This is a genomic window from Grimontia marina (assembly GCF_900060185.1).
GTDB lineage: Bacteria > Pseudomonadota > Gammaproteobacteria > Enterobacterales > Vibrionaceae > Enterovibrio > Enterovibrio marinus.
In genome coordinates this window covers 31,735-51,091 of the sequence record NZ_FIZY01000021.1, presented here as the reverse complement: position 1 = coordinate 51,091, position 19,357 = coordinate 31,735, and the positions used below count along the sequence as shown (strand labels likewise).

26 protein-coding genes are annotated in these 19,357 nt (G+C 47.1%); 10 read left to right on the top strand and 16 right to left on the bottom strand.

Translation table 11 applies throughout. The features are described 5' to 3' along the window. Window positions 1-132: 132 nt before the first annotated feature. The 9 genes from GMA8713_RS12415 to GMA8713_RS12375 form a co-directional block, all read right to left on the bottom strand. On the bottom strand, window positions 133-363 hold the full coding sequence (locus GMA8713_RS12415; protein ID WP_157515598.1) for a hypothetical protein: 231 nt from the start codon (window positions 361-363) through the stop codon (window positions 133-135). Between the two features lie 165 nt (window positions 364-528). Beyond that, entirely contained in the window at window positions 529-768 is a 240-nt protein-coding gene (locus tag GMA8713_RS12410; protein ID WP_062710074.1) for a hypothetical protein, read from the bottom strand. A gap of 2 nt (window positions 769-770) precedes the next feature. Beyond that, window positions 771-3,074 carry a rolling circle replication-associated protein gene (locus GMA8713_RS12405; RefSeq protein WP_062710072.1) on the bottom strand — a complete coding sequence of 768 codons (2,304 nt, stop codon included), beginning with the start codon at window positions 3,072-3,074 and terminating at the stop codon, window positions 771-773. Next, window positions 3,071-3,301 carry a hypothetical protein gene (locus GMA8713_RS12400; RefSeq protein WP_232314430.1) on the bottom strand — a complete coding sequence of 77 codons (231 nt, stop codon included), beginning with the start codon at window positions 3,299-3,301 and terminating at the stop codon, window positions 3,071-3,073. Before GMA8713_RS12400 ends, GMA8713_RS12405 begins: the two co-directional genes overlap by 4 nt. Then, complete coding sequence (locus GMA8713_RS12395) at window positions 3,298-3,552, bottom strand: hypothetical protein (protein WP_062710069.1); 255 nt, start codon at window positions 3,550-3,552, stop codon at window positions 3,298-3,300. The genes GMA8713_RS12400 and GMA8713_RS12395 overlap by 4 nt, the downstream gene beginning before the upstream one ends. After that, the gene (locus tag GMA8713_RS12390) at window positions 3,549-3,824 is read right to left on the bottom strand and encodes a hypothetical protein (protein ID WP_062710066.1); all 276 of its coding nucleotides are present in this window, start codon (window positions 3,822-3,824) and stop codon (window positions 3,549-3,551) included. Before GMA8713_RS12390 ends, GMA8713_RS12395 begins: the two co-directional genes overlap by 4 nt. A 61-nt stretch (window positions 3,825-3,885) precedes the next feature. Next, entirely contained in the window at window positions 3,886-4,257 is a 372-nt protein-coding gene (locus tag GMA8713_RS12385; protein ID WP_062710064.1) for a hypothetical protein, read from the bottom strand. Between the two features lie 12 nt (window positions 4,258-4,269). Continuing rightward, complete coding sequence (locus tag GMA8713_RS12380) at window positions 4,270-4,788, bottom strand: phage regulatory CII family protein (protein WP_269747449.1); 519 nt, start codon at window positions 4,786-4,788, stop codon at window positions 4,270-4,272. Window positions 4,789-4,915: 127 nt separating this feature from the next. Beyond that, window positions 4,916-5,137 carry a hypothetical protein gene (locus GMA8713_RS12375; RefSeq protein WP_062710059.1) on the bottom strand — a complete coding sequence of 74 codons (222 nt, stop codon included), beginning with the start codon at window positions 5,135-5,137 and terminating at the stop codon, window positions 4,916-4,918. 195 nt (window positions 5,138-5,332) lie between these two features. On the opposite strand from GMA8713_RS12375, the gene GMA8713_RS12370 reads away from it, so the two are divergent. The 7 genes from GMA8713_RS12370 to crr all read left to right on the top strand — a co-directional run bounded on the left by GMA8713_RS12370 (window position 5,333) and on the right by crr (window position 12,035). Next, window positions 5,333-5,935 carry a helix-turn-helix domain-containing protein gene (locus GMA8713_RS12370; protein ID WP_198159499.1) on the top strand — a complete coding sequence of 201 codons (603 nt, stop codon included), beginning with the start codon at window positions 5,333-5,335 and terminating at the stop codon, window positions 5,933-5,935. A gap of 170 nt (window positions 5,936-6,105) precedes the next feature. Beyond that, window positions 6,106-6,918: a hypothetical protein gene (locus GMA8713_RS12365; RefSeq protein ID WP_062710053.1), complete on the top strand. Its 813-nt coding sequence runs from the start codon at window positions 6,106-6,108 to the stop codon at window positions 6,916-6,918. After that, window positions 6,918-7,943 (top strand): phage integrase, encoded by a 1,026-nt coding sequence (locus tag GMA8713_RS12360; RefSeq protein ID WP_062710050.1) that lies wholly within the window; start codon window positions 6,918-6,920, stop codon window positions 7,941-7,943. The genes GMA8713_RS12365 and GMA8713_RS12360 overlap by 1 nt, the downstream gene beginning before the upstream one ends. A gap of 213 nt (window positions 7,944-8,156) precedes the next feature. Beyond that, entirely contained in the window at window positions 8,157-9,125 is a 969-nt protein-coding gene (cysK, locus tag GMA8713_RS12355) for a cysteine synthase A (RefSeq protein WP_062710047.1), read from the top strand. 317 nt (window positions 9,126-9,442) lie between these two features. Beyond that, complete coding sequence (locus tag GMA8713_RS12350; RefSeq protein WP_002537934.1) at window positions 9,443-9,700, top strand: HPr family phosphocarrier protein; 258 nt, start codon at window positions 9,443-9,445, stop codon at window positions 9,698-9,700. Window positions 9,701-9,755: 55 nt separating this feature from the next. Continuing rightward, window positions 9,756-11,483 carry a phosphoenolpyruvate-protein phosphotransferase PtsI gene (ptsI, locus tag GMA8713_RS12345; RefSeq protein ID WP_062710044.1) on the top strand — a complete coding sequence of 576 codons (1,728 nt, stop codon included), beginning with the start codon at window positions 9,756-9,758 and terminating at the stop codon, window positions 11,481-11,483. Window positions 11,484-11,525: 42 nt separating this feature from the next. Further along, on the top strand, window positions 11,526-12,035 hold the full coding sequence (gene crr / locus GMA8713_RS12340; RefSeq protein WP_002537936.1) for a PTS glucose transporter subunit IIA: 510 nt from the start codon (window positions 11,526-11,528) through the stop codon (window positions 12,033-12,035). Window positions 12,036-12,124: 89 nt separating this feature from the next. Here the strand turns inward: crr and GMA8713_RS12335 are convergent, their stop codons facing one another. The 5 genes from GMA8713_RS12335 to GMA8713_RS12315 form a co-directional block, all read right to left on the bottom strand. Continuing rightward, a complete protein-coding gene (locus GMA8713_RS12335; protein ID WP_062710041.1) occupies window positions 12,125-14,566 on the bottom strand; it encodes a beta-mannosidase in 2,442 nt (813 codons plus the stop codon). 296 nt (window positions 14,567-14,862) lie between these two features. After that, window positions 14,863-15,759 (bottom strand): Dyp-type peroxidase, encoded by an 897-nt coding sequence (locus GMA8713_RS12330; RefSeq protein ID WP_062710038.1) that lies wholly within the window; start codon window positions 15,757-15,759, stop codon window positions 14,863-14,865. A gap of 113 nt (window positions 15,760-15,872) precedes the next feature. Next, the gene (locus tag GMA8713_RS12325; RefSeq protein WP_062710034.1) at window positions 15,873-16,268 is read right to left on the bottom strand and encodes a hypothetical protein; all 396 of its coding nucleotides are present in this window, start codon (window positions 16,266-16,268) and stop codon (window positions 15,873-15,875) included. Next, window positions 16,261-16,746 carry a DUF2919 domain-containing protein gene (locus GMA8713_RS12320; protein ID WP_062710031.1) on the bottom strand — a complete coding sequence of 162 codons (486 nt, stop codon included), beginning with the start codon at window positions 16,744-16,746 and terminating at the stop codon, window positions 16,261-16,263. The genes GMA8713_RS12325 and GMA8713_RS12320 overlap by 8 nt, the downstream gene beginning before the upstream one ends. A 176-nt stretch (window positions 16,747-16,922) precedes the next feature. Then, window positions 16,923-17,243 carry a heavy metal-binding domain-containing protein gene (locus GMA8713_RS12315; protein WP_002537941.1) on the bottom strand — a complete coding sequence of 107 codons (321 nt, stop codon included), beginning with the start codon at window positions 17,241-17,243 and terminating at the stop codon, window positions 16,923-16,925. Between the two features lie 121 nt (window positions 17,244-17,364). Between GMA8713_RS12315 and GMA8713_RS12310 the strand changes: the two genes are divergently transcribed. From GMA8713_RS12310 to GMA8713_RS12300, 3 genes are read left to right on the top strand one after another with little or no spacing between them, the layout of a single operon-like run. Then, the gene (locus tag GMA8713_RS12310; protein ID WP_062710028.1) at window positions 17,365-17,700 is read left to right on the top strand and encodes a DUF2956 domain-containing protein; all 336 of its coding nucleotides are present in this window, start codon (window positions 17,365-17,367) and stop codon (window positions 17,698-17,700) included. Window positions 17,701-17,713: 13 nt separating this feature from the next. Further along, window positions 17,714-18,151, top strand: coding sequence for a DUF1499 domain-containing protein (locus GMA8713_RS12305; protein WP_062710025.1), 438 nt, complete (start codon window positions 17,714-17,716; stop codon window positions 18,149-18,151). Continuing rightward, window positions 18,152-18,508: an MmcQ/YjbR family DNA-binding protein gene (locus tag GMA8713_RS12300; protein ID WP_062710020.1), complete on the top strand. Its 357-nt coding sequence runs from the start codon at window positions 18,152-18,154 to the stop codon at window positions 18,506-18,508. It abuts the gene before it with no gap. 38 nt (window positions 18,509-18,546) lie between these two features. Here GMA8713_RS12300 and GMA8713_RS12295 read toward each other — a convergent pair whose 3' ends face one another. Both GMA8713_RS12295 and GMA8713_RS12290 read right to left on the bottom strand, forming a co-directional pair. Continuing rightward, on the bottom strand, window positions 18,547-18,828 hold the full coding sequence (locus GMA8713_RS12295; protein WP_062710017.1) for a winged helix-turn-helix domain-containing protein: 282 nt from the start codon (window positions 18,826-18,828) through the stop codon (window positions 18,547-18,549). A gap of 103 nt (window positions 18,829-18,931) precedes the next feature. Next, window positions 18,932-19,228: an ArsR/SmtB family transcription factor gene (locus GMA8713_RS12290; RefSeq protein ID WP_062710013.1), complete on the bottom strand. Its 297-nt coding sequence runs from the start codon at window positions 19,226-19,228 to the stop codon at window positions 18,932-18,934. Window positions 19,229-19,357: the final 129 nt, after the last annotated feature.

The following is a 19,357-nucleotide window of genomic DNA, read 5'->3' as shown; positions in this document are numbered from 1 at the left end:
GAGGTTAAATATGTCGTTTTGCGTGCATAGCACGTGAGCGAAGATTAAATATTTTTTAATACAAATAGTTAAATGGCGGATATTTTTTTAGACCAACCACTGGACCCAAACTTCAATGGATATACCTATTTTCTATATCAACGGCCAATCTTCGTCATCCCAGTAAGTTGGCGGGATACGTGAGAGGTCAGGTTGGGTCGTTTTCGGCGTCTCTGGTGGTACTTTTTTCGGTTTTCCGTAGTTGAGGAAGTCGGCCACCGCGTTGTCGAACGCTTGCATGTCTTGTTGATGGCATCGGTCGTCAATTTCAATGAGCTGTGGGGGGCGCTCTATGGTGATGTAGTGACCTGTGTCATCTAACACCACTTCGGTACACTGGCGTATTTTGATACTGCTCCCCCCACCAACGCTGACGCGAGAGCCTTTAAGTAATGCGCTTAACGCATCTTCACCAATATCAAATGGCTTAGTAATACCTTCGCAGACGGAGTGCGTACAGTTATTGACAGAACTCGAACACCTATGTAATCAGCCCCTGACATTGTCGTATTTGGGCAACTTGGCGCTAGCTAGCTCTTCCAAACTTTTTGCCTTTTTTACTTCAGGAGCAGCTTGTCCTTTTGCTCGATTTGCCCGATATTCCCGTTCTAATGCTTCCACTCTGCGCTTTGTGGCTACTTCGACTTCTGTCATGAATGCTTCGCACCCCACTTCATGGTCTTGGTTAGCTCGGTATTCGCCATATCGTTGCTCTCTACTTTTTGGCATGTTTACGCCCTCATTCTCAGGTCTTCGGAGTGCATATCTGTGAGTAGCTGGTTCATACAAGATTGTTCTGGTGGTTCGTATCTGTTTAAGAAGCTAGCCCACCACTCAGTGCTGGTTCGCTGCTCAGTTTTGGTCATAGTATGTTTGCGCCAGTATGCACGTTGCTGGCGCAAGTTGTTGGCGAGCTGGATTCTTAATCGGCGTTGGTAGTCGATTTCTTGCTGCACGCTTTCAAGCTTTTTGTACAGATATTCTAGTTTTTGAATTTCGCTATCGCTGGGGTTTTTGGCGCTTTCTATAGCGCTGTATTCAAGCCGCATATTAATAATAGCTTCTTCTTTAGCCTGCTCTAATTCTTGTTTGATGTAGTCATTTCTGGCGTTGGCTTGCCAATGGCGATTGTTTACGGCCCAACCTAGGAAGTTATCTAGGTTGTGGGTCGCATTTGACCCGGTGAAGGTGATTTGCCAATGACCTGAGGCAAAAACCCCCCGCTCTCGCTTTGCTTGTTGAGCAGCGAGGATTTCCTCATCCAGCGTTGCCATTTTCACTTTAATTTCTGAGAGGCGCTTTTCGCGTTCTTCTTCTGTGAATTTTTTGCTCTTTTTGGTGATTTGATGGATTTTTTTCTGTTTCTTTAACTTCATTTGGGCGCGGCTAGCTGCGCCATCATGATGTGCATTAGTGCGTGCTAACTTTTCTTCACATTCAGCGATGATGGCGGCCATATTGTCTGCCTGCCAGCTCATGATGTCTTCGAACCCTTCTGCTCTCGCAGATTGGCTAATGCTGTAGCGGTTACCTCGAATGAGCCCTTGGTTTTCCTTACCACCTTTAGCTGTGTAACCGACGGCTTTGACGATGTAGTTTGCGCCTGCTTTAGCGTGTTTAATTCTTTCTAGCTTGGCGAATCCATTTCCCCACATTTTTTCTAACCTCCCAGCCCATGCATGGAAGTGGGTTCCAGGTACCTCCCAACGCATGAGCAAGTGAACGTGCGGGTTGGGCTCACCGTCTTCATTGGCAGGCATTTCGGCTACCCAGATGTAATCGAGAGGTACGGCGGTTTGCTTCCATTTGCCGTTGCTGTTTTTCCAGCGTGGGTTCTGTTTTATTTTGTCTTTTTGATCGCCTTTTCTAATGGGGGTGAAAGGGCCAGCCGCAATGTGTCGGCCGCACTTTTCTCCTGCTTGTTTTTCTTTGGCTTGGTGAGGTTTGGTGCGCCTTGGCATGTAGTTAGGTATCCAACCACGTTGATATGCTTTTTGGGCTAGGTCGATGAAGTGGCTGACTTCTTTACCTACAGTAGAATCCGGCGTGAATGCACGTACTTTGCTGTAAGGGCCGCAAGCTCTGATGCTCGGGGCGCCTATGTCAAATAATGGGGAGCCGCTGTCATCTTCTCCAACTTGTTTAATTTCTTCTGGGTTCACGGCAGCGAGATCCCCTTCCTTTCCCATGTCATCAAGCCAGGTAAATGCACCTTCTGCTTTAAGGCGCAAGGGCTCCCTACCTTGTGGTTTCATGACAACGATGGCGCCAAATATTCCCGGCTTGGTGCGGTTTTTTGATTGTGGTTTGGGTGTAAGCACACGCTCTCTTTGTTCCTGGCTGAATGTAAGTGTTGTGAAGGTGGTAAAACCTCCACGGAGCACTTGCACGTAAGCGCCGGAAGTAATGATTTTGGACACAGAACTTTGGGTAAGGTGTTTTGTCAACCTATCGCCAGCTTGTGTTGGCGGTGCTTCTGAGGGTCTTGATTGAGCAGTAACTCGTATTCGCCATTCGTTTGACCATTCCCGGTGCTGTAATTTTGCTATTACCGGCGCATTGACGACAAAACCATGTGCTTGCAGGCATTTAACCGGGTTCTTTTGCCAGTCAAGCGTAATGGGAGCGCAGGCTGCGACAGCGAATGGGGGAATGAGTTTTGCGTTTTCTCCCAACTTTGGCGTTCGTGCCAAAGCTGCCCATTTACGGATGCGTTCTCGCTTTGCTCTGATGCGATCTTTTTCTGGTTTGGCGGCCAGATCTGCCTTTTCAGCATGTAATAGCTGGTTTCTGGCATAGATTTGTTCCCTTGTCGGACTTTTGCGCCACTGGACAAGGCTATTACCCCCAGCCGCTTCGCGACTGCCCTGCGGGGCAAGCTCGGGTGGCATGTAAGGTTCTCTATAACCGATCGCTCGCTTTAATGCTTCATCGTTTGAGTGGTCATCAAGAAAGAATTCCGCCGAGCCGATTTTCTCAGGTCCGGCGTTGGTGAATTGTCGGATTTCTTGCGGGGTGAAAAAGCGGGATGTCATACTGTAGTGAACTCCTGCGCATCAACAATCAGATATCCGCCCTGTCCATCTCCTTTGGTTAGTACACCGTTGTGGTAATGGGTGCATTCAAGCTGGCTACACGCCTGCTTGATGGCGAGTTCTTTGGTTTCGAACTCGCCCAGCTGTAAGTTCATAACTTCGGAAGTATCTTCATTGCGGAGAATGCTGCCGTCGCCACACAAGTAAACAGCAAGGAAATTCATCATGCTGTCACCTCTTCGTTTAACCCGTTGGCCAGGGCTTCTTTCTTCACTGCGCTGTACTTGTCCACATGGCCGCAAGGGTTTGACCAACCATCACAATACAAACGGCAACTGCCATCGTATGAAGTAGTGCCGACCAACTCTCCACGTTCATCGCCACACTGTGGACAAACCCAATACAAGCGAACGTGAATAAGGTTAAAAGGGCTGCCAGCATGGGCAGCAATACGGGGAATCGATACGACTTTGATCATGCTGCTTGCTCCTCTTGTGCTTTCAGGTCGCCAAGTTTTTCAATCAAGCGGTCTTCCATTGCGTTAATGGTTTCAGTGTCAAAAGCGTTTCCATAGCTGGAGTCCATAAAGATGGGGGTGGCACCTTGGAGCAAGTCAACGATTTCCACTTTGATTTCTTGTCGGCTAGCCCATAGAGAGACATCGACAAAGAAGCGTGTACCTAAGGATTCGGCACTGAGCCAAAGCAAACCATCAAAGGCATTTTTTAGGTTTCTGGTTTGGTTTTTCATGTTGTTAACCTATTTCACTGACAAAAAAGCACCTCGAAAGTGACAAGCGTGCTGCTTATTGTTATCTGAAGTCGGTAGGTAGAGTTCTTTCGATATGGCCCACGGCGTTGTTAAAGCGGCGAATGACGATTGAAAACTCATTCAATCCACGGCGCACTTTTTCTCGCGTCAGACCGTCGAGGTCTTTGAAGTTCATATCTCGTAGGTTGTGGTCTGCACCACCTGCAGAGAGGAGTAGCGCCCGTTGTTTCGCTTGAAGGCCGTTATAAATCAGTGCAATCAAACTTTGTTTATGACCAATGGTAAAAAGGGCTTTTGCTGCTGCGATGCTGTCTTCTGCCGGGCGAACTGGTGCATTAGCCGCTTCTTCTAACATCGCATCAAACTGTTTCAGGCTCTGCGGGATACTTTTCAGGGATTGTGCGTTGCTCATGTAGTTATCTCCTTACGTTAGCCCTGGCATTGGCATACCGTTGCCGATCACTTCCATGGACATGGAAAGGAACGGCGCAACGCCAGCTGTGCGGTTTTCTAAATCGGCGATCAGCAAGACCATATTTCTGATGTTGCGTTGTGCTGCATCGCGAAGGGTTTCGCGCTCTGTGCGGGGTAGATGCTTTGCACCGGCGTTTTCAATTGCTACGGCAGATATTTCACCGGCGTGTTTTGACGAAAGCAGGGCACGCATTGCAAGCGTGGCTTCTTGGTTTTCTTTTGGAAGTTTTGCGCCAACCATGTCGCACGCAAGCAAAAGACCACTTATCAGGGTTTCATTACCTGTGTTGGTGATGTCGATAAGTTCACGCACCTTTAGTTCGTGCGGTTGGTCGGGGTTCATTTTGTTACGCATCATTTGCGGCGTAATGCCAATGAGTTTGGCCATCTTTGTCATATCAGTGCTATTTGCAAATGCATAACAAGAATCGTCCCAAGTCTTTTGTTTGCATTCACATGAAACGCACATTGAGTTATTGCTGGTCATATTGAAAACTCAATTGAAACGTAAGGAATGAGAAAAACTGCAATTGAAAAGCAGTGATACCAAAAAGGTAGCTTTTCAAATTGCAGGTTCGCTTTAGTGATTGGGTCGCTCATGAAGCATGCCCCAGTATTTCATTTGTTTCGCGGCTCGCCTTTTCTATCATTGCGATGACATTGACCAGCGGCTTCTCACCAGCGAGTACCTTAGGTGCAATGATTACTTTACCTAGGGCTGCCCAGTCTTCGACCAGACGCTTACTCATGCCCGTAAAGCGGGCATATTCTGCATAGGTCATGTATGGCGCAGGTATTGCTACTGTAAATGACAACATGGTGCTATCCTTTTGAGTTGGTTTTTGGTTGGTAGTGCTCGATATCGTCATAAACGGTCAAATATCGGCACCATTGGTTCATTTGAATAGATTTGATCTCAAATGACCCCATGTCAAGTTCATTAGAATAGATTTACAGTCTTAATGGACCAATTCCGGCTTTTTTCTCACTTTTGATACGAAATGGTTGGTTTTATGGCTCGATTAACAGCGAAGGTTCCTCCGTTTGAATATGTAGGAGGCAAGGAACTCGTCGATAAGCTCAAGGAGATATACGATGTTCATACAGATCAACAATTGGCAGATTGGACAGGAGTACCCGCCCCAACAATAGGGACGTGGAAGAAAAGAAATCTCACTCCGTGGGAGTTGATAATAAGAACTTGCATTGCAAAAAGTGTGAATCTCGAATATTTGGCGCTAGGTAAAGGCGAAGTTTTTCAAAATGACTCAGATAAATCTCTGAATGAGGTTCTCACGGCAAAAAGATTAGAAGGTGGGAAAATTGTTGATTTAGTGGCTCTTTCCATTGATAAGTCATTGCTTTCTGGCAATTTAGACAGATCTAACTGCATGGTTGTAGTTGAAAACGCATCCACTTATTTCGTCAAAACTTCAGACACAAATCCAACATCAGGTAGGTACTTGATTGATGTCGATGGCAGTTACTCAATAAACCAAGTCCAACGTTTACCAGGTAAAAAGCTGGCTGTTGATTTTAACGGTTCAACACTTAGTGTTAATGAAGAAGATATAAAAGTGGTAGGCCGCGTAGAGATCAGTATGGTCAGGGAGTAATACACCATCGGCGAGGAGGTAAACATATTCACAGGGTGTATCCCACACCAAGGCTAATTATGAGTATGGCATGAAGATTTGGGGCGAATTGGAGCTAGTTTTAAAACGTACTGATTGGACCATTTTCATTCTAGCTCAAAATATTTCTGCAACACTTACGTGGTATGTAAATGCTAGAATTTTCAAAGTTTATTTTATTAGTCGCCGGAAGTTCTGCGCTCACTGGCGGTCTAGCTTTTGTATTCAAAAACACTATATCCAAGTTGCTGACGTCATCTTTGAAGCATAGCTTCGATAAAAAACTGGAAGTTCTCAAAGATAGGCTAAGCGATGAATCCCAGCAACGTGAAGCGCTTAGAGATATTGTCATTTCAGGCTACTCCAACCGAAAATCAGTTTTGTTTAATAAGAAAGTTGAGTCTGCTGAAAAAATACTCAAGAAGCTCGAAGGTCTTACCCCTGCTCTCACAACTGTTGGGGCTATCGGATTGCTCCCCAAAAGCTACTTGATTGACCCAATGCAGAATAGTGAAGCTTTTGAATACATAAAAAGTTTCACTGATAAAGTGACAATGGAGAGTTTCTCTTTAAACGATATTCAAAGTGTGCGCTTATATCTTCCAGAAATATGCTGGACATACTTTTCTGCATATCAACAAGTGCTTGTTGGCTTTCATGCCATAGCACTCCAATTGAACTCCCCCAATACCGGCCTTCCTCAAACTATGTGGGCGGTGAACTCGAAAGTGTTAAAAACGGCAATGCCAGACTACAAAGTAAACGATGTTGAGATAGAAGGTGAGTTGCTCGTAAAGATGGTCAATGGTCTTAAAGAAATGGTCATCATCAGTCTCCAAAGCGCGCTGAACGGGGATCTAGATGATGCTGAAGCAATTTCAAAAGTGCAGGCATTGAACGAAGCTATCGTTCAAGCTAATCAGGAAACTATGACTAATCAGGGATCTATGAAGAACTTCACTTAATGACTGTTAGAAATCTAAAAGACGGCAGCAAAAAACCATGGCTTTGTGAGTGCTACCCAAGCGGGCGCGAGGGCAAACGTATTCGCAAACGTTTCACCACCAAAGCCGAAGCGAACCAATTCGAACATTTCACTATGCAGCAGGTGAAGGACTCACCTTGGCTGGGTGAAAAGGTCGATAATCGCCGCCTTTTAGATATGGTGGATATTTGGCACCGCGCCCACGGTTTCTCATTGGCGCAAGGCAAGTACACACTGAACCGCTTGAACTTTATTGCAGAATCATTGGGCAACCCTTTGGCCGCCCAATTTTCCGCAAAGATGTGGACAACCTACCGTGAACAACGCATCGCGGGGTTGGTGAAAAACGCAAAAGGGAAATTCGTTGCGGTGAAAACCTCCACGGTTAACCATGACCAGGCGGTTTTCAATGCGATGATTGAGGAATTGATTCGAACAGGTGAATGGCGCTGGGATAACCCACTGGGCAAGGTGCGTTCATTCAAGCAACACGAAACGGAAATGGCGTTCCTAACAGATGAACAGATCACCGCTGTGTTGGCGGCGGCCAAAGTTCACACTAATACCTCGCTTTATCCGATCATCAAAGTGTGTTTGGCAACCGGCGCACGCTTTAAAGAAGCGGAACAGCTTCGCGGTTCTCAGTTGAGCCAGTACAAAATCACCTTCTCGAAAACCAAGGGCAAGAAAAACCGGACGGTTCCCATCAGCCCTGCCCTTTATGATGAAATCTACCAACCCACATCAGGCCGTTTATTCAAGAACTGCTACACCAGTATGTGGCAGATGATTGATGATTTAATTCCTGATTTACCCGAAGGCCAAGCCACCCACGTTTTTCGTCACACCTTCGCCAGCCACTTTATGATGAAGGGCGGCAACATCGTTGTGCTGCAAAGAATCTTGGGCCACACTGACATTAAGCACACCATGCGCTACGCCCATTTCGCACCCGATCACCTTGAGGATGCGATCACAAAAAACCCAATATCCCACCTTTTCTAGTGCCGCCAAAAGTGGCGGCAAAGTGGCGGCACTGTCTGTTTTCTACCGTGTTCTAACGTATCACGCCGGAATAAGATTCTAGTAATAGCGCGGTTTTCAACGGTTTATATGCATTTGGCGACAATAAGATATAACTAACGATTACTTTGCTTTCAGCCAAATCAGGATATTCTAAAACTCGTATATCCCCTGCAAACCGAAGGAACGAAGAAGATGGGTAAAATTTACGAAGATAATTCAACTACTATCGGCAACACGCCGCTTGTACGTCTTAACCGTGTATCAAACGGCAAAGTGCTGGTAAAAATTGAAGCTCGCAACCCTAGCTTTAGCGTTAAATGCCGTATCGGTGCAAACATGATTTGGGATGCTGAGAAAAGCGGCAAACTAAAGCCTGGTGTCGAGCTGGTTGAACCAACCAGTGGTAATACAGGTATCGCGCTGGCTTATGTTGCTGCAGCCCGTGGTTACAAACTGACTCTGACCATGCCTGAGTCAATGAGCCTTGAGCGCCGTAAGCTTCTGAAAGCACTGGGTGCAAACTTGGTTCTGACTGAAGCAGCGAAAGGCATGAAAGGTGCGATCGCTAAAGCAGAAGAAATTGTTGCTGCTGACCCAGCAAAGTTCCTGATGCTGCAACAGTTCAACAACCCTGCTAACCCAGAGATCCATGAGAAGACCACAGGTCCTGAAATTTGGGAAGATACTGATGGCGAAATCGACGTATTTGTATCTGGTGTAGGTACGGGTGGTACGTTGACTGGTGTTAGCCGTTACATAAAAAACACCAAGGGCAAGGCTATCACCACTGTTGCAGTAGAGCCTGCTGAGTCTCCTGTTATCACTCAAACTGTGAATGGCGACGACGTACAACCAGCACCTCACAAAATCCAAGGTATCGGTGCTGGCTTCGTACCTGGCAACCTGGATTTGTCTCTTGTCGACAAAACTGTACTGGTTACCTCTGACGAAGCGATTGCCATGGCACGCCGTCTAATGGAAGAAGAGGGTATTCTTGCGGGTATCTCTTCAGGTGCTGCTGTTGTTGCTGCCAACAAAATTGCAGAATTGCCTGAGTTTGCGGGCAAAAACATCGTGACGATTCTGCCTAGTTCTGGTGAACGCTACCTAAGTTCTGCGCTGTTCGCTGGTATCTTTACAGAGCTTGAGAACCAGCAATAACAGGTATTGAGCTCCCAAATCCAATCGCATGATTGGCAACAAAAAAGCCCCGACGGGGCTTTTTTGTTTGATTTTTTCAGTCTGCTCTAGTAAAAATTCCCCGCCATTTATTTTCCACTTCGAAATTAATCAGCGCCTCGACTGTGAGTCAGGTGTTGTTTTGAGCGAAAATGTCACAAAAGTTTGACTTGGATTAAGCTAGGGCACTCAAATCTTGGTTAGTTTACCGTGCATCGATAGCCAAAACTGGTCAATCAGTTTAAGCTAACCGAAGATTTAATACATAAACCTAAATAAATAATGTATCGGGGTAAAACATGTATCAAAAGCAAGTAGAAATCACTGCTGAAAATGGTCTGCACACTCGTCCAGCGGCTCAGTTCGTAAAAGAAGCAAAAGGCTTCGATGCAAAAATTACTGTAGAATCTGGCGGTAAAGAAGCAAGCGCAACTAGCCTGTTCAAGCTGCAAACTCTGGGTCTGACCAAAGGTACTGTTGTAACTATCAAAGCTGACGGTGCACAAGCTCAAGAAGCAGTTGATCACCTGGTTAAGCTGATGGACGAGCTGGAATAATCCAGCTCTTTTTCTGTCCATTAGTATTTCAATTTGATCAATGTAGGGTAAAGCTATGATTTCAGGTATCCTGGCATCTCCTGGTATTGCTTTTGGTAAAGCGCTGCTACTCCAAGAAGACGACATCGTCATCAACAAAAATCCAGTTCCAGCTGACCAGCTAGACGCAGAAATCGCTCGTCTTTACGACGCACGCGAAAAATCTAAACAGCAACTTGAAGTGATTAAAGACAAGGCTCGCGTAACTTTCGGTGAAGAGAAAGAAGCGATCTTTGAAGGTCACATCATGCTGCTTGAAGATGAAGAGCTAGAAGAAGAAATCATAGCTTTCATTAAGGACAACAATGCTTCAGCTGAATACGCGATTTACAGCGTTATCGAAGAGCAAGCAGTCACCCTCGAATCTCTGGATGACGAGTACCTGAAAGAGCGTGCAACTGACATTCGTGACATCGGCTCACGTTTTGTTAAGAACGCACTGGGTATCAACATCGTGTCCCTTAGCGCAATCAATGAAGAAGTGATCCTGGTAGCTAACGACCTGACTCCTTCTGAAACTGCGCAAATCAACCTAGACTACGTGCTGGGTTTCATCACCGACATCGGTGGCCGTACGTCTCACACCTCTATCATGGCGCGTTCTCTGGAATTGCCTGCGATCGTTGGTACCAACGACATCACCAAGCGTGTGAACAACGGCGATATGCTGGTTCTTGATGCAATCAACAATATGATTGTTATCAACCCAAGCGAAGAAGAACTAACCAAATTCAAAGCGATCCGTGATGAGTTCATCGCAGAGAAAGAAGAGCTGGCAAAACTGAAAGACCTGCCTGCTGTCACTCTGGATGGCCACCAAGTGGAAGTGTGCGGCAACATCGGTACAGTGAAAGACTGTGACGGCGTTAACCGCAATGGCGGTGAAGGTGTTGGCCTTTACCGCACCGAATTCCTGTTCATGGACCGCGATGCGCTGCCAACTGAAGAAGTTCAGTACAAAGCGTACAAAGAAGTTGCAGAAGCGATGCACGGCCACCCAGTGATCATCCGTACTATGGATATCGGTGGTGACAAAGATCTGCCCTACATGGATCTGCCAAAAGAAATGAACCCTTTCCTGGGTTGGCGTGCAGTTCGTATCAGTCTGGACCGTCGTGAAATCCTTCGTGACCAGCTGCGTGCTATCCTGCGTGCCTCTGCACACGGTAAACTTCGCGTGATGTTCCCAATGATCATCTCTGTTGAAGAAATCCGTGAGCTGAAAAAAGCAATTGAAGAATACAAAGCGGAACTCCGTGCTGAAGGTCTGGCATTCGACGAGAACATCGAGATCGGTGTTATGGTTGAAACCCCTGCTGCAGCTGCAATCGCTCACCATCTTGCAAAAGAAGTTGAGTTCTTTAGCATTGGTACAAACGACTTAACCCAGTATACTCTTGCGGTTGACCGTGGTAACGAGCTGATCTCTCACCTGTACAACCCACTGTCTCCAGCAGTACTGACCGTCATCAAGCAGGTTATCGATGCTTCTCATAAAGAAGGTAAGTGGACCGGCATGTGTGGTGAGTTAGCGGGTGACGAGCGTGCAACGTTGCTTCTGATGGGTATGGGTCTGGACGAGTTCAGCATGAGTGGTATCTCTATCCCACGCATCAAGAAGATCATCCGTAATGCTAACTTTGCTGATGTTAAGGCAATGGCGGAAGAAGCACTGGCAATGCCTACTGCTGCAGAAATTACTGCACACGTAGATAAATTCATTGCAGAGAAAACTGTCTGCTAAGATACGGCAGCAAAGTATTGATAACGCTTAGGAGCAAACACTATGGGTCTGTTTGACAAACTGAAGAAGCTGGTTTCTGACGACAGCAACGACGCTGGCGCGATCGAAATCATCGCACCACTGTCTGGTGAAATCGTAAATATCGAAGACGTGCCAGACGTTGTTTTCGCTGAGAAAATCGTGGGCGACGGCATCGCGATCAAACCAGCTGGCGACAAAATGGTTGCACCAGTAAACGGTACCATTGGTAAGATTTTCGAAACTAACCACGCGTTCTCTATCGAATCTGAAGACGGCATCGAGCTGTTCGTTCACTTCGGTATTGATACCGTTGAACTGAAAGGTGAAGGCTTCAAGCGTATCGCTGAAGAAGGTCAGACTGTTAAAGTTGGCGACCCAATCATCGAATTCGATCTGGCTATGCTGGAAGAGAAAGCGAAGTCTACCTTGACTCCTGTTGTTATCTCTAACATGGACGAAATCAAAGAGCTGAACAAGCTGTCTGGTGCCGTTTCTGTTGGTGAAACGCCAGTACTGCGCATCAAGAAGTAATTCTGGAATCGCAAGAAAAAGCGCAGCTTAGGCTGCGCTTTTTTGTGTCTGTTAAAAAGTGAAAGAGAGGCAATCACCTCCCTTTTTGTTTAAAACGTCTCTGACAGTTGGTAAACACAAAGCCCTGCTTTCATTGCCTCCGCATCAGCAGAGCCTTCGAAGTTTACTGTAACCGGAGAACATGGCATTAGCGTGAAACTGCTGTCACTGAAGCGTCCCTCGCCTTCAAACTCAAGATGAACAAAGAATGCTGGCAGATCTGACGTCAATACCAGCCGCAAGCCATCCCCTCCTTCTATGATTTCAACATCCACAGAAGCCTTAGGTAGTGGTAGGCGTTTATAAACATCATCAAACCAGGTATTGGTGATCTCCCTGCCTTCACATTCCATGACGACATGGAAGAAGCCCTTATGCTTACGCTCATCAATCACTTGTCTGTCGCATTGCCAAACTGTTTGATTGTCATCTTCGCCCAACTTGGTTTCAAACGGCCAGGTATCAATCACTTCGCCTTGCCAATCGTACCAAGTTACCCGTCCTTTCACATCCACATTACGGTGTTCATCATTGATCAGACGAAGTGCCAACGCATCTTGCTCTTCCACAAATACCGCCGCCTGAGCGTCAAAGAAGCGCTTGGCATGATAGTGGAGTTGCTTCCAGCGCCCCGTATACTCAATACTTGACCACGAGCTCACCGGCCAACAGTCGTTAAGTTGCCAATAGAGAATCCCGCGGCACTGTGGTTTGTTGGCGCGCCAGTATTCACTCGCCGTTTTAATCGCAAGTGCCTGCTGAACTTGGCTGAGATATAACATCTGTGCGAAATCTTTTGGGAAGCGGAAGTAGCGGGTGAACATCTCTGTCATGATGCTGTTGCCACGCCCGTTCTTCTGGTGTTGCTCGAAGGTCGGTGATGTGACGTTCCAGTCATCTTCCGATGCGAAAGTTTTCACTGTCGGCAGAGACGGCCAGGACTGATAACCGAACTCACTACAAAAACGTGGTTTCACTGTGTGGTAGGCATCAAATGACTTTCCCGAGTGCCACACTTCCCAGAAGTGCATGTCACCCTTGTTGTCATCATGCCAGGCATCGCCAAAGTCCAACTCACCATTACAAGGTGAACTCGCCCAGAAGCGGCGATAAGGGTCCTCACGCTCAACCACTTCCTGCAGCACCCGGTTAAGACGGTCATAATTCACCACGTACTTTTCGCGGTTGGTTCGCGACTCTGGATACCAGCCGATCGCCCCAATGACTTCGTTGTCGCCACACCACAAAGCGATGGATGAGTGATCGCTAAGACGGCGAACCTGATATGCCACTTCCAACTCTACATCTTTCAGAAATTCTGGCGTTGAAGGATATAGCGCGCAGGCGAACATGAGATCTTGCCACACCATCAGACCTAGCTTATCGCACAATTCGTAGAAGCAGTCACGCTCATACATGCCGCCGCCCCAGACACGAATCATATTCATGTTCGCCGCTTTCGCATCTTCTAAAAGTTGGTGGTAGCGGTCTGGTGTTTGCAATCCTGGCATGGCATCCAACGGAATCCAATTGGCCCCTTTAGACATGATCGCTTTGCCATTGACGACAAAAGTCATTGCCGACCCAGCTTCGTCTGGCGTGGTATCCAAATCGAGTTCTCGCAAACCAATGCGTTTGGTGACCTGTTGACCATCAACCGATACGGTCAGTGAGTAGAGTGGTTGACTGCCGTACCCTGCTGGCCACCAACGCTCTGGGTGAGTTATCGTGAATCCACAAACCAAAGACTCAGCATCCGCTGAAATGGCAGTGCTTTGCGACTCACCACATGGAGATGTCAGCACGCATTCAATCGACACAGACTCAGTACCAACGATTTCTGCATCGATAGAAACTGTCAGGTCGCATTGACCATTACTTTGCCACTGCTGGGCAGTACGAACACCTTTGAGCGCCACACTGTGGATTGGCTGCAGCTTCACGCTGTCATAGATACCGCTAGCGAGCAGACAAATCCCCCAGTCCCAGCCAGCGTGGCACTGGGTTTTACGAAGGGTATTCATGTGAGGGATTTGATTATTACCCACCGCCCAAGGCACGGGAAATGGCAAACGTTCAGCACGTGCTTTCGCTTCAATATCGGCACGCTTCAAGGTGACAGTCAGAATGTTCTCACCTTGCTTGAGGTAAGGACGCACATCAACTCGATATTCTCGGAACATATTGGCGCACAGCAAGACTACCTCGCCATTCACTGCCACATATGCCACGGTATCGACCATGCTAAGCATTAGGTCAACACGAGGTGCTTCCAGCGTTGATGAATCTACCTCGAACGATTTCGTCAGGAGCCAATCATGTTCACTGACCCATTGAACGTCAGTTTCGTTGCAGCCGTAATAAGGGTCAGGGATTTTATCAGCGACCAATAAGGCACTGTGAACATCACCAGGGATTTGGATCGGTGCGACAATGCTGTCATCAGTTAAGGATGCCAGTGTCCATTCACCGTCGAGTATTAATTGGGTCACGCCATTTCTCCAAATAGAACGAGATGCCGCGAACCGCTAGTTCCTTGATTCTGCAAAGCGTCCCTGTTACCACGCCCATTCAACGACTCTCAAAACATAAAAACTGGGCTGAGAACACCACAGATAATAAATGTCGTCGAGAAGAATAAAGGTGCACACGCCCGCCAATTGTCATTTCCAAAATCTGGCTCAAAAAACCAGAAATGCCCTTTTAACCGCGCTCACAAATTGACATAAAAAAAGCACCGGGCGAAGGTGCTTTTAATGTTATCAATAGAATTCAAAGTATTGATAAGTCAGATTCTTTTAAGTACATCCATTGAAGGTGCGTAGAAGTAAGCACCTGTGACTGGCGTGGTAAAGCGAAGCAGCATGTCGGTTTTACCATCTCGCTCACCGAACATACTTTCCAACATGGTTTTGTGAACATGCTGAGTATGGCAATAAGCCAAGAACAGCAGGCCGTGATCACCTGACACAGAGCCATATGGCAGGCTGTGGCGAACCATTTTCAGGCCTTTACCGTCTTCTTTGATATCTACTCGACCAACGTGAGAAGTTGGGGGCACATCTTCAAGCTCAATCGAGTCAGGCTTGGTACGGCCAATCACTTTCTCTTGCTGCTTGATGGTCAGTGGTTCCCATGCTGCCAGTTTGTGTACGTAACGCTGCATCATAACGACACTGCCACCAGCACATTCACCATCAGCGATAATCGCCACATCGCGACGCGCTTCTTCGCCTTCCGGGTTTTCAGTGCCGTCGATAAACTCTGTCATGTCTCGGGAGTCGAGGTAACGATAACCGTAGGTTTCATCAACGACTTCAACTTCTGAAGCAATAGGTGACAAGAACTTGCGTAGCAGGAAGAAGTTCAGATCATGACGGGTTGAGTGAGCGTGAAGGAAAATATCACACTTCGTTGCGGGCGCATGGGCATCACCTTCGCCCAGAGGGCGGAAAGCAGAGAACTCAGTCGGTGTCGCAATACCGTTTTCCGCGCAGAAAGCTGAGGAAAAAGACACAGCTGCTTTCAGATCAGCATCGGGTTGCAGGGCATTAATATCATCAACAAGAGAGTGAAGTGCGCGACACTGAGCAAGAACGTCTGAAGCAGAACCATTGACTTTCAGAACTGTGTACAGTGCGAAAGGACCTGCATCTGCAACGATTGCCGGTTGAGAAACCGCCATGTATTACCTCCAAGTAAAACTGCTAGTTTTCATTTTAGTTTTAAGAAAACTAGCATATTACCTGTGAAGCGCCGAGACTTTGTCTCAGATCTGTAAAGTGGGCTTTCTGGCACTTATACCGACGTAATTTCCACTTTTAAAGATGCAAATTCATCCAGTTGCTCGTTGCTCTGCTTAACAGAAGCCGGAGCATTCAGTCCCGCACTGACAACGGGTGACATGATGGTTCGCCAGCCGCCATCGTCGCACTGTTCTTGAACCAGAAGAGAAATTTTCACCTCATCAGCCGTCACTTCCAAAAGCTCAGCTTTGCCAATGAGTGCACCTGTCGCTTCACCGTTATCAAACAGAACAGTTTCTTCTCCGGGCACCAATGATACGGAGGTTTGTGCGCGGTGTTGCTTGCCGGCACGATCCATTTCGAAATTCACATCAACCTGCCAGTCAGCCATGGCCAAGGGGCTTAACATTGCGCTGAACAGAACAAGCCCTTTTTTCCACTCATTCATTTTTTTCTTCTCTTGTAATGGGGGCTTCAAATAAAAACTGAATGCGGCGGCTTCTTAACAGGTATAACACTAGCCAAATCGCCATCAGTAACATTAATGCCCCACTCCAGTGGAACTCCCAACGCTGAGCCATCAGGTGTTTGACTTGCAGTATCAAATCACCACTCAACGCCGCTAGGAGGGTGTACTTACCAAACCGCCAAACACGCTGAAAAAATGCTGGGAAACGATGAAGACTGCCAGCCATCAGCATCAAAGCCACAGCGGGCAATCCCAACGCCAGTCCAATATAAAGCGCATCATGACTCGGGTAAAACAGCGAGAGCAGGTCTTTGCCTTGCTCCCGGCTGACGCCTGCAACCACAAACACTATCCAGGAACGCGCCAGAAAGAGGCCTGTCAGCCAGAACATCAGGTTTGGCTTCGCGTTTCCGTGTTTGTCGTAATAGTCAGGAGATTGGTACAAAAGCGAATTCATCTATCTTGTTTCTTCAGGATTATGCGCAGCCACCAGCAAAGGGAAGCATGCAAAAAAACATTGTTCATAACCCTCCTTAGCACTTTGTCAGTATTGATGGTGAGCACAAAGCACGGGCGCATCATTTTGCGGTGTAGCGCAGTAAATTTCAGCCCAAGCTTTTAGCTCGCTCACATTTATCCGACAGTGACTGCTGTTCCGCTAACACTCACCATCAACATTCCACCATTGGGGCCGACCACTTCATAATCAAGGTCGATACCCACTACTGCGTTTCCGCCTGCAGCGCGTGCACGCTCTCTGAGCTCCTCGAATGCAATTTCACGCGCTTTAGCGAGTTCTTGCTCGTAAGCGGCAGAACGCCCACCAACAATATCGCGAATACTCGCAAAGATATCTTTAAAAATATTCGCACCTAAGATTGCCTCTCCTACTACTACACCGTGGTAATGCGTGATTTCGCGCCCTTGAATAGTTGGGGTTGTAGTTAAGATCATTTGTCTTTTCTCCCTTTTTTGTCATTAGAGGTCTGACACGATTCTCAGAATTTGGTTTCGTGACATCCAGTTATCATCGTTATAATCGCTCACTAGATTAGACCGTTAAAGATGAAAAAAGATGAGCCACACCACGCCCTCGCCTGAAACCCAGCAAGAAGCCATGAAAATTGCCAAGGCGACCCAAAAGCCAGGGCAAACCAAAGAGCAGACAAAACTTATTGCTCAAGGCATCGAGAAAGGCATTGCGCTGTATAAGAAGCAGCAGAAATCAAAAGCGCGGGATCGCGATAAAGAACGGAAAAAGCAACTCAAGCAAAAACAAGTCGATACCGTATCAGCAAACGATGTGACAGAAACCGTTGAATCAGTGTCTACGTCTAGCAATCTTCTACCTTGGGGACTCCTTGTCGCGAGTTGGGTGGGGTTTGCAGCCTATATACTGAGCAACCAATAACAGGGAACATACAATGAAAAAGACGCTCTCTTTCGCCGCTGCAGGCGTAGCTATGATAGTCACACTCGGATGCGCACAAGGAGAAGACACCGTGACAGATAAATCTCTTACCCCATGTGGCGATAAACCCAACTGTGTCTCTACACAGGACTCGCGTGAAGATTTCAACGTTGCCCCCTTCGAGTTGGCAGAAGGTGTTTCTATGGCGCCTATTCTGGAAGTCGCGCTCAGCATGCCGGGCACCCGCCTTGGCGATCAGGAGCCTGGCTATGTGCGTGTAGAGAACGTCAGTAAAATCATGCGATTTGTGGATGACCTGGAACTTCGTGTCGATGGTGACCAGCTGATAGTCCGTTCTGAATCGCGCGTTGGGTACTCAGACTTTGGCGTAAACCGTAAACGCGTTGAAGCATTAAGAGCAGCACTTCAGGAGAAAGGGCTCATCAAGTAAATGGACATCCCGGCACTCAAGGCACACTGCGCGTCACTAGTGGGTATCCGTCATGATGTAAAGTGGGGCGGCGTTAATGTATACAGCGTGCATCAGACCAAGATGGTCTGTATTTTCTACGATGGCGAGAAAATGGCCTGCAAAGTGCCGGAAGATTTGTTCGTTATGATGGCGGAGATCCCGGATTGCCGTCCGGCACCGCACCTGGCTAGGGCTGGGTGGATAGAATTTGGCAAAAACTGCCCTCTGCCAACGGCGGAAATAGAGAATATCATTTCCCATTCCTGGCACCTGGTGGTAGATAAACTGCCCAAATACGTTCAGAAATCGCTAAGGCCAGTTCACGCCGAAGCTTGAAAACAAAAAACGCAGACTCTTTAGCTGCGTTTTTTGTTTTATACCGTAAGCGTTCCCATAATGTCCTGTTTACGGTCTTCAACCCACTCACGTTTGAACGGGCCCCAGTCAGTCAGGCGATAATATCCGTCATTATGGCGGCGTCCATCCTGAATGAATGCCAATTCAATACCAAGACCTGCCAGTGATTTGATCACGTCCTGAATCGTGCGACGTGGCCAGCCCGTGGCTTCAATTAAACGTGGAACATTCGGACGTTCCATTTCTTCAACCAAAAAAGCGAGATACAGTCTTCTTGCAAAAACCGGATTCAGTTCCATTGAGACCTCCTAATATGACTGCTTTCCATTATTCAATGAATTGCAAAGGAGGTATTGCGCTTGATCAAATTGAACGCCTATTCACCAGCATGTCGTTTGCTCTTTAGCGCTCTCCACACCATGCGCCTTGAATTGCATTGATCAGGTTTTCCACTTTGCCACCTGCAATTCGGTAAAACACTGACTGCGACTCCTTGCGTGTCTCGACTAATCCCGCTTGTCGCAACACAGTGAGGTGTTGGGAAAAAGCAGACTGACTCAAGGCACTGTTCTCAAGAAGGCTCGAGACATTTTTCTCCCCTTCTCGTAACTGACAGAGCACCATTAACCTTTCCGGGTGCGCGAGAATTCTCAGCACTTTGGCCGCCTCATTGGCTTGTTGTTGTAGTTCTTTACCCATTGCTGGCAAACACCCTTTAAATTAGATTCATCTAATTAATTTACATCAGAATTCACTAATGTAGAAATTTTGAATGAAATTGATTTATGAAGCTATTCGAATAGAAGTTAACTCAATGATAGGTGAAGT